This window comes from Aeromonas schubertii, from assembly GCF_000820105.1.
GTDB classification, from domain to species: Bacteria; Pseudomonadota; Gammaproteobacteria; order Enterobacterales; family Aeromonadaceae; genus Aeromonas; species Aeromonas schubertii.
Map to the genome: position 1 here is coordinate 266,992 of NZ_CDDB01000052.1, position 8,032 is coordinate 275,023.

General features: G+C 59.5%; 10 protein-coding genes and 8 tRNA genes. All 18 read left to right on the forward strand.

Features of this window, described 5'->3' with window-relative positions:
• Positions 1 to 5 precede the first annotated feature (5 nt).
• Positions 6 to 1,142, forward strand: a complete 1,137-nt coding sequence (cydB, locus tag BN1133_RS11830; RefSeq protein ID WP_050666730.1) for a cytochrome d ubiquinol oxidase subunit II — start codon at positions 6 to 8, stop codon at positions 1,140 to 1,142.
• Between the two features lie 15 nt (positions 1,143 to 1,157).
• Positions 1,158 to 1,268, forward strand: a complete 111-nt coding sequence (gene cydX / locus BN1133_RS19735) for a cytochrome bd-I oxidase subunit CydX (RefSeq protein WP_005352460.1) — start codon at positions 1,158 to 1,160, stop codon at positions 1,266 to 1,268.
• Positions 1,261 to 1,569 carry a cyd operon YbgE family protein gene (locus BN1133_RS11835; protein ID WP_082177994.1) on the forward strand — a complete coding sequence of 103 codons (309 nt, stop codon included), beginning with the start codon at positions 1,261 to 1,263 and terminating at the stop codon, positions 1,567 to 1,569. Before cydX ends, BN1133_RS11835 begins: the two co-directional genes overlap by 8 nt.
• 96 nt (positions 1,570 to 1,665) lie before the next feature.
• Complete coding sequence (gene ybgC / locus BN1133_RS11840; protein ID WP_050666731.1) at positions 1,666 to 2,061, forward strand: tol-pal system-associated acyl-CoA thioesterase; 396 nt, start codon at positions 1,666 to 1,668, stop codon at positions 2,059 to 2,061.
• The gene (gene tolQ, locus BN1133_RS11845) at positions 2,062 to 2,751 is read left to right on the forward strand and encodes a protein TolQ (protein ID WP_050666732.1); all 690 of its coding nucleotides are present in this window, start codon (positions 2,062 to 2,064) and stop codon (positions 2,749 to 2,751) included.
• Positions 2,751 to 3,197: a protein TolR gene (gene tolR / locus BN1133_RS11850; protein WP_050666733.1), complete on the forward strand. Its 447-nt coding sequence runs from the start codon at positions 2,751 to 2,753 to the stop codon at positions 3,195 to 3,197. Before tolQ ends, tolR begins: the two co-directional genes overlap by 1 nt.
• Positions 3,198 to 3,208: 11 nt before the next feature.
• Positions 3,209 to 4,297 carry a cell envelope integrity protein TolA gene (tolA, locus tag BN1133_RS11855; protein WP_050666734.1) on the forward strand — a complete coding sequence of 363 codons (1,089 nt, stop codon included), beginning with the start codon at positions 3,209 to 3,211 and terminating at the stop codon, positions 4,295 to 4,297.
• A 71-nt stretch (positions 4,298 to 4,368) separates the two neighbouring features.
• Complete coding sequence (gene tolB, locus BN1133_RS11860) at positions 4,369 to 5,688, forward strand: Tol-Pal system beta propeller repeat protein TolB (RefSeq protein WP_050666735.1); 1,320 nt, start codon at positions 4,369 to 4,371, stop codon at positions 5,686 to 5,688.
• Between the two features lie 46 nt (positions 5,689 to 5,734).
• Entirely contained in the window at positions 5,735 to 6,256 is a 522-nt protein-coding gene (pal, locus tag BN1133_RS11865; protein WP_050666736.1) for a peptidoglycan-associated lipoprotein Pal, read from the forward strand.
• 11 nt (positions 6,257 to 6,267) lie between these two features.
• On the forward strand, positions 6,268 to 7,056 hold the full coding sequence (ybgF, locus tag BN1133_RS11870; protein WP_050666737.1) for a tol-pal system protein YbgF: 789 nt from the start codon (positions 6,268 to 6,270) through the stop codon (positions 7,054 to 7,056).
• A 175-nt stretch (positions 7,057 to 7,231) separates the two neighbouring features.
• A tRNA-Lys gene (locus tag BN1133_RS11875) sits at positions 7,232 to 7,307 on the forward strand.
• Positions 7,308 to 7,324: 17 nt separating this feature from the next.
• A tRNA-Val gene (locus tag BN1133_RS11880) sits at positions 7,325 to 7,400 on the forward strand.
• A gap of 44 nt (positions 7,401 to 7,444) precedes the next feature.
• Positions 7,445 to 7,520, forward strand: a tRNA-Lys gene (locus BN1133_RS11885).
• 9 nt (positions 7,521 to 7,529) lie between these two features.
• Positions 7,530 to 7,605 (forward strand) — tRNA-Val (locus tag BN1133_RS11890).
• Positions 7,606 to 7,649: 44 nt separating this feature from the next.
• Positions 7,650 to 7,725: transfer RNA gene (locus BN1133_RS11895), tRNA-Lys, on the forward strand.
• Between the two features lie 9 nt (positions 7,726 to 7,734).
• A tRNA-Val gene (locus BN1133_RS11900) sits at positions 7,735 to 7,810 on the forward strand.
• Between the two features lie 44 nt (positions 7,811 to 7,854).
• Positions 7,855 to 7,930: transfer RNA gene (locus BN1133_RS11905), tRNA-Lys, on the forward strand.
• A 19-nt stretch (positions 7,931 to 7,949) separates the two neighbouring features.
• Positions 7,950 to 8,025: transfer RNA gene (locus tag BN1133_RS11910), tRNA-Val, on the forward strand.
• Positions 8,026 to 8,032: the final 7 nt, after the last annotated feature.

The following is an 8,032-nucleotide window of genomic DNA, read 5'->3' on the forward strand; positions in this document are numbered from 1 at the left end:
CACTCATGTTTGATTACGAAGTTTTGCGCGTCATCTGGTGGGTTCTGGTCGGCGTGCTGCTGATCGGCTTTGCCATCACGGACGGTTTCGACATGGGGGTGGGTAGCCTGCTCCCCTTCGTCGGCAAGAAGGACGTGGAGCGCCGCGTCATGCTCAACACCATGGGCCCTCACTGGGAGGGGAACCAGGTGTGGCTGGTGACCGCCGGCGGTGCCCTCTTTGCCGCCTGGCCCTATGTCTATGCGGCCGCCTTCTCCGGCTTCTATGTGGCCATGATCCTGACCCTGATGGCGCTCTTTTTCCGTCCGGTCGGCTTCAAGTATCGCTCCCTGCAGACCGATCCCAAGTGGCGTAGCACCTGGGACTGGTGCCTGTTTATCGGCAGCGCCGTACCGCCCATCGTATTCGGGGTCGCCTTCGGTAACCTGTTGCAGGGTGTACCGTTTAGCTTCAACCAGTACCTGATGGTGACCTACACCGGCAACTTCTTCGGTCTGCTCAACCCGCTAGGCCTGCTGGCCGGTCTGGTGAGCCTCTTCATGATCGTGACCCAGGGTGCCACCTGGTTGATGATGAAGACCGAGGGTGAAGTGCTGGCTCGCTCCCGCAGTGCCGCCATGCTCTGCTCTCTGGTGACCCTGGTACTGTTTGCCATCGGTGGACTCTGGGTGAGCGGCATGGATGGTTACGTGCTGGTCAGCTCTGCCGGCGGCAACGCGGTGGCCAACCCCCTCAACAAAGAGGTGGTGCTGGAAGCCGGTGCCTGGATGAAGAACTATGATCTCTACCCCTGGATGATGGCCGCTCCGGTCTTGGGTCTGGCCATGAGCCTGCTGACCGCCCTGTTTGCCAAGTTGAACAAGGGGTGGGTGGCCTTCCTCTGCTCTTCCCTGGCGATCGCCGGCATCATACTGACCGCAGGTTTCTCCCTGTTCCCGTTTGTGATGCCCTCCAGCCTCGAGCCGAGCCACAGCCTGACTATGTGGGATGCGACCTCTTCGTTCAACACCCTCAAGGTGATGACGGTGGTGGCGGCGGTGTTCGTGCCTATCGTGCTGAGCTACACCATCTGGACCTACATCAAGATGTTTGGCCGCGTCAGCACCAAGCATGTGGAAGAGAACCAGCACTCGCTGTATTGATAGGAGAGCAACACTATGTGGTATTTCACCTGGATCCTGGGTCTCCTGCTGGCGTGTGCCTTTGGCATCATCAACGCCCTCTGGCTGGAGCATACCGAGAACATGGATCGCACGATCGATGAGTAACGCCCTCCTTGCCCGGCTCTACGCTCCCCTGTGGCGCCAGCCGTGGCAGGGGCTGCTGTTGGTGGCCGCCGTTTTGCTGGCGGTCGCCATACTGCAGGCTTCCCATCTGGTGGCGGCCAACACCAGTGGCCTCGGCCACTGGGTGGCACCGCTGCTGATGTGGGCCGTGTGTGCCGGCTTTATCAACGGCATGGGGTTTCATCCCCGCTCGGTCGTGGCAAGGCTGCTGCTTTGCCCCTGGCTTGCCTGGCCCCTCATCCTGTGGGGACTCTGGCTAACACGGACATACTTTATTGCATAAAAAACGGGGGGGAGCAGGGCTTCCCCCCGTTTCTTTCCTGTTCAGGGCTGAGCTATCATAGGCGCCCATCTTATTGTCGTATGGATCACAGATCCCATGGCCGATTCTTTCGTGTTTCCGGTGCGCGTCTACTACGAAGACACGGACGCCGGCGGCATCGTCTATAACGCTAACTACCTTAAATTCATGGAGCGTGCGCGCACTGAGTATCTGCGCGTGCGTGGCATCGAGCAGGATGCCCTGTTGGCGGAAGGGATCGCCTTCGTGGTCACCCGTACCGAGATCGATTTTCGCTCTGCGGCTCGTTTCAACGAGCTGCTCTCGGTGGTGACCCGGCTTGCCGAGTGCAAGCGGGCCTCCATGCGCTTTGAGCAAGAGATTTTTGCCGGTGATGGACGACTGGTTACCCGGTCCCAGGTGCAAATTGCCTGTGTTTCCATGCCGCAAATGAAACCCGTAGCCATACCTGAACATGTAAAGGGAGTGCTGTAAGTGCACGCTGAAATTTCGTTTATTGGGCTCTTTTGGCAGGCCAGCCTGCTGGTAAAGCTGGTGATGCTGACCCTGATGGGAATGTCGGTGACCTCGTGGGCGCTGATCATCCAGCGCACCAAGGTGATCAAGGCGGCCCAGGCCGCCTCGGAGCAGTTTGAGGATCGCTTCTGGTCCGGGGTCGATCTCAACCGTCTCTATCAGGAGTCCTCCTCCCGCCGTGATGACATCGAGGGGATGGAAGACATCTTCTACTCCGGCTTCAAGGAGTATGCCCGCCTGCTCAAGGCCGGTGCCCGTAGCCAGGAGGCCGTGATGGACGGCACCTATCGTGCCATGCGTGTCTCTCTCTCCCGCGCGGTGGACGATCTCGAGTCCAACCTGCCGGTGCTCGCCACCATCGGCTCCATCAGCCCCTATATCGGCCTGTTTGGTACCGTATGGGGGATCATGAACGCCTTTATCGCCCTGGGTCAGGTGCAGCAGGCCACCCTGCAGATGGTGGCGCCGGGTATCGCCGAGGCGTTGATCGCCACCGCCATCGGTCTGTTCGCGGCCATCCCGGCCGTGGTGGGGTATAACCGCTTCTCCAACAAGGTGGAGAAGCTGGAGAACGCCTACGTCAACTTTATGGACGAGTTCACCACCATACTGAACCGCCAGATTGCACAGCAGCAGGGTGAGCGCTAATGCAGACCTATCAACGGATCCGGCGCAAGAAGGTGGCCGAGATCAACGTGGTGCCCTATATCGACGTCATGTTGGTGCTACTCATCATCTTCATGGCGGTGACTCCGGTGATCACCCAAGGGGTGAAGGTAGATCTGCCCCAGGCCGAATCCGAACAGCTGCCGGAAGATGCCAAGCCCCCCTTCATCGTCAGCGTCACCGCAGAAGGGGAGTACAGCATCAAGGCCGGCGAGGCCGATTCCGAGCCAGTGCCACCCGGTGACAAGGGGGCCATGGAGCAGTACATCACCGAGAAGGCGATGGGCTATCTCGCCATCAATCAGGGGGCTCCCGTGGTGGTGGCTGGCGACAAGTCTGTTCGCTACGAAGAGGTGATCCTGCTGATGGTGGCCCTGAAGAAGGCCGGGGTGCCCCAGGTTGGTCTGATGACCGAGTCACCCAACTAAGGGAGTGGGATGTGAAGCGCGGATTATCGAGTTACGTCATTGCGTCGCTTCTGCTGCACCTCATCATCGGCATCGTGTTGCTGGTCGGGCTCGACTTTAGCAAGCCCAAGCGGCCGGCGGCTTCGGGACAGATAGTCCAGGCGGTTATGCTCGACGACAACTTCCTCAACCAGCAGGCCGAGCAGATCCAGCAGAAGCAGGCCAAGCAGCAGGCGGTGAAGAAGGAAAAAGAGGACGCCGAGCGCGCCCGCCGTGAGGCGATCGAGGAGCAGCAGCGCAAGCTGGAGGCCGAGCAGCAGCGCAAGGCGACCGAAGTGGCCGAGCGCAAGGCCGAGGCCGAGAAGCAGATGAAGATCGCCGAGCAGAAGCGTGCCGAAGAGAAGGCCAAGGCCGCCGAGGAGGCGCGCAAGGTCGAGGAGGCACGTAAGGCAGAAGAGGCCAAGGCGCTGGCCCTCAAGAAAAAGAAGCAAGAGGAAGAGCGCAAGAAACTGGAGGCCGAGAAGAAGGCCGAGGCTGACAAGAAAGCCAAGGCGGAGGCCGAGAAGAAGGCCAAGGCAGAGGCTGAGAAGAAGGCCAAGGCGGAGGCCGAGAAGAAAGCCAAGGCGGAGGCTGAGAAGAAGGCCAAGGCTGAAGCTGAGAAGAAAGCTAAGGCGGAGGCTGAGAAGAAGGCCAAGGAAGCCGCGGCCAAGAAGGCTAAAGCCGATGCCGAGCGCAAGCGCAAGGCTGAAGAGGCGCGCCTGCAGGCCGAGCTGGAAGCCCAGATGCAGCAGGGGCTGGAGGCGGAAGCGAATGCCCGAAGCCAGGCCGCTGCCGCGGCTGCCAGTGGTGAGCTTGACCGGTATGGCGCCATGATATTGGCAACGCTCGAGCGTCATCTGCTGAAAGACCAAACCATGAGAGGCAAAACCTGTTACCTGTTCCTGAAATTGGCGCCAGATGGCTTTATCATATCGGCGGAAACTTCCGGAGGGGACCCCGGGGTCTGCCGGGCGGCCAAGGCGGCGGCCCTGAAGGCGGGCAAGGTGCCCGTGTCCAAGGATCCGGCTGTTTTTGCCGAGATGAAAGAGATCAAACTGCTGGTCGATCCGTTCGGCGGCTGATGAGGGGGGAGCCTTGGCTCCCCTTGGTAGAGTGGTTGTTTTTCTAACCTCCAAATGGAGTTGAACACGCGATGTTGAAACGGCTGGTTTTATTGTTCGTGAGTGCCTTCCTGCTCACCTCTCCTGCCCATGCGGCACTGGAGTTGGTGTTGACGGGGGGGATCGATAGCGCTCGCCCGGTGGCGGTGGCGCCCTTTAAGTGGATCGGTGAGGGTCAATTGCCCCAGGATGTGGCGGAGATCATCTCCTCGGATCTGCTGCGCAGCGGCAAGTTCAAGCCCCTGACTCGTCAGCAGATGCCCCAGTCTCCCTCCACCAGTGCCGAAATCAACTTCGGTCCCTGGGCCTCGCAAGGGGTGGAGGCGGTCGTCGTCGGCTCTATCGAGCCCGCTGGCGGCGGTTACCAGATCCGCTTCGAGCTGGTCGATGTGCTCAAGGGGCAGGCCCTCAAGGCCATGGGGGGCGATGCCAATGGCTATGTGCTCGACAGCCGCACCGCCACCGTGCCGGCCGCCCAGTTGCGCCAGTTTGCTCACCGCATCTCCGACATCGTCTACGAGCGCCTGACCGGTGAACGTGGTGCCTTCCTGACCCGTCTGGCCTATGTGGCCATCGAGCGCGGCACCCAGTACCCCTATCAGTTGCGTATCTCCGACTATGACGGCTACAACGAGAAGACCCTGCTGCGCTCCCGTGAGCCCCTGATGTCTCCCTCCTGGTCGCCCGATGGCAGCAAGCTCGCCTATGTCAGCTTCGAGAACCAGCGTCCCGAGATCTATGTCCAGGATATCTACACTCAGCAGCGTTCTCTGCTGACCAGTTTCCGCGGGATTAACGGGGCGCCCAAGTGGTCTCCGGATGGCAGCCGTCTGGCCGTGGTGCTCTCCAAGGATGGCCAGCCGGACATCTACATCATCGACGTGGCGAGCAAGCAATTGCGCCGCGTGACCGACAGCCGCTCCATCGATACCGAGCCGGCCTGGCTCGATTCCCAGACCCTGATCTTCACCTCAGAACGTGGTGGCAAACCCCAGATTTATAGCGTAAATTTGGCGTCTGGAATGACTCGCCGAATGACCTGGGAGGGTGAGTCTAATCAGGGTTCTTCCATTACCCCGGACGGCAAGTCCATGGTGATGGTGACCCGGATTCAGGGTCAGTACCGGATCGCCCGTCAGGATCTCGAGAGTGGCGGTCTGATGGTCCTCTCCCAGAGTGCGTTGGACGAGTCACCCAGCGTGGCGCCCAACGGTAGCATGATCATCTACACCACCGTCTACCAGGGCAAAAAGAGCCTGGCACTGGTGTCCACAGATGGCCGCTTCAGAGCAGTGCTGCCCACCAGCACTGGTGAAGTCCGTGCTCCGGCATGGTCTCCCTTTCTAAACTAATAAATGTGTCCTTTTTTGTTTTGTAACAAAGGTTTAAGGAATTAGCATGCAACTCAACAAACTGCTCAAGGGCCTGGCTATCGCTCTGCCGCTGTTCACCCTGGCGGCCTGTAGCTCCACTTCCGACTCCGACGCCTCCGGCGCCGAGTCCGGCATGGGCGCCAACGGTGGCGTCATGACCGGTGGTGCCGACGGTATGCTCTCCCCGGAAGAGCAGATGCGTCAGCGTATGGAAGCCCTGCAGCGTGACAACACCATCTACTTCGGCTTCGACAGCAACGAGATCCAGGGCCAGTACGCCGACCTGCTGGACACCCACTCCAGCTATCTGCGTGAAAACCCGGCCGTTAAGGTTCTGATCGAAGGCCACACCGACGAGCGCGGCACCCCCGAGTACAACATCGCCCTGGGCGAGCGTCGTGCCAAAGCCGTTGCCAAGTACATGCAGACTCTGGGTGTGCAGGCTGACCAGCTCTCCATCGTCTCCTACGGCGAAGAGAAGCCGCTGGATCCGGGCCACTCCGAGGATGCCTATGCCAAGAACCGCCGCGCGGTCCTGGTCTACTAAGGTTTTGACGGATGAAGTGTGTGTTTAAGACGGCGGCCATCACGGCCGCCCTTTTATTTCAGTTCCAGGCCATGGCCGCCGCACCGGTCAGCGAGCTGGGGGGCGGAGCCGTTACCCTGAGCGGCAACAACGGCGCCATCGTCCCCACCGGTAGTCTGGAGGATCGGGTCGCCCTGCTCGAGCGCACCCTCAACGCCCGTCTGCGGGTTCAGGCCGATCTGCAGCAGCAGGTGGACTCCCTGCAGCAGGAGGTCGACTCTCTGCGCGGTCAGCTGGAGCAGCAAGGCTACCAGATGGAGCAGTCCGAGCAGCGCCAGCGTCAGCTCTATCAGGAGCTCGACAAGGTCAATAGCCAACAGGCGGCCACACCGGCTCCTGCGGCCAACCCGGCAGCACCGGCGGCGAGTGCCAACTACTCCAGCAATCAGGATGAGAATCAGGCCTATGATGCTGCGGTCAATCTGGTGCTCAAAGAGAAGAACTACGACAAGGCCATCCCGGCGTTCCAGGGATTTATCAAGCAGTACCCCAACTCCTCCTACGCACCCAATGCCCACTACTGGCTGGGGCAGTTGCTCTTCAACAAGGGGGATCGTGCGGGCGCCAAGGAGCAGTTCCAGACCTTGGTGAGCAAGTATCCCAAGTCGCCGAAGCGGGCCGATGCCCTGCTCAAGCTGGGCATGCTGTCGCAACTCGAGGGCAAGAAGGCGGATGCCAAGAGCTTCTATGAGCAGGTGATCAAGGGCTATCCCAACACCTCTGCGGCGCAACTGGCTCAACAGAGCCTCTCAAAGCTCTGATTTGTCGATAAAAAACGCAAGCGGCGTGACGAGTGTGTTAATTTTGCACCAAATTGTACGCGCCGCGAGCAAACGGATTTAAATCACGATTTTTCTGTTGCGTCAGAGAATTAAATCCGTAATATAAGCCGCCGTTGGCGCCGCTGGATTGAACCGGTAGCGACAGCTGATGAGTGGGTCGTTAGCTCAGTCGGTAGAGCAGTTGACTTTTAATCAATTGGTCGCAGGTTCGAATCCTGCACGACCCACCACTTAAAGCAGTATCCCAGGTCGCTTAGCTCAGCTGGGAGAGCACCTCCCTTACAAGGAGGGGGTCACTGGTTCGAGCCCAGTAGCGACCACCAGATTGAAGATGTCCGGCCAAGGCGGGGCAAAAAAAAGATTTCGTGGGTCGTTAGCTCAGTTGGTAGAGCAGTTGACTCTTAATCAATTGGTCGTAGGTTCGAGCCCTACACGACCCACCACGAATCCCAGGTCGCTTAGCTCAGCTGGGAGAGCACCTCCCTTACAAGGAGGGGGTCACTGGTTCGATCCCAGTAGCGACCACCATATTGACGATGTCCGGCCAAGGCGGGACAGAAAAAAGATTTCGTGGGTCGTTAGCTCAGTTGGTAGAGCAGTTGACTCTTAATCAATTGGTCGTAGGTTCGAGCCCTACACGACCCACCACGAATCCCAGGTCGCTTAGCTCAGCTGGGAGAGCACCTCCCTTACAAGGAGGGGGTCACTGGTTCGATCCCAGTAGCGACCACCAATTTTGATGCGGATGGCGAAGCCTCCGGTCACCCGGTACAAAGTGGGTCGTTAGCTCAGTCGGTAGAGCAGTTGACTTTTAATCAATTGGTCGCAGGTTCGAATCCTGCACGACCCACCACTTTTAAAGCAGTATCCCAGGTCGCTTAGCTCAGCTGGGAGAGCACCTCCCTTACAAGGAGGGGGTCACTGGTTCGATCCCAGTAGCGACCACCAATTTTGA